This window comes from Microvirga antarctica, from assembly GCF_017921815.1.
GTDB lineage: Bacteria > Pseudomonadota > Alphaproteobacteria > Rhizobiales > Beijerinckiaceae > Microvirga > Microvirga antarctica.
In genome coordinates this window covers 1-290 of the sequence record NZ_JAGEMM010000091.1, presented here as the reverse complement: position 1 = coordinate 290, position 290 = coordinate 1, and the positions used below count along the sequence as shown (strand labels likewise).

Below are 290 nucleotides of genomic sequence, written 5' to 3'. Positions count from 1 at the left end.
CTGAGCGTACCTGACGGCGTACCGGGCGCCAGCGTATCGACAATCACCGTCGCGGCGGTGGAGACGCTGCCTGTACCGTTGGCGTTAGTCGCGGTGGCGGTGAAGGCGTGGCTGCCTTCGGTCAAATTGCCTGTCGGGGTAAAGCTCCAGTTTCCGCTGGCGTTCGCCGTGGTGGTGCCGAGCAGCGCCCCGTTGTTATAAATGCTCACCGTGGCGCCCGCCTGAGCGGTACCATTCAATGTGGGTTGTGCGTCATTAGTGACCTGACCGTTGGCGATAGCGCCGGTATA

1 protein-coding gene is annotated in these 290 nt (G+C 62.4%); it reads right to left on the bottom strand.

What is annotated here, in order from left to right:
* Positions 1-290, bottom strand: a 290-nt coding sequence (locus J4G32_RS20990; protein WP_246505447.1) for an Ig-like domain-containing protein, incomplete at both ends; no start/stop codon positions are given.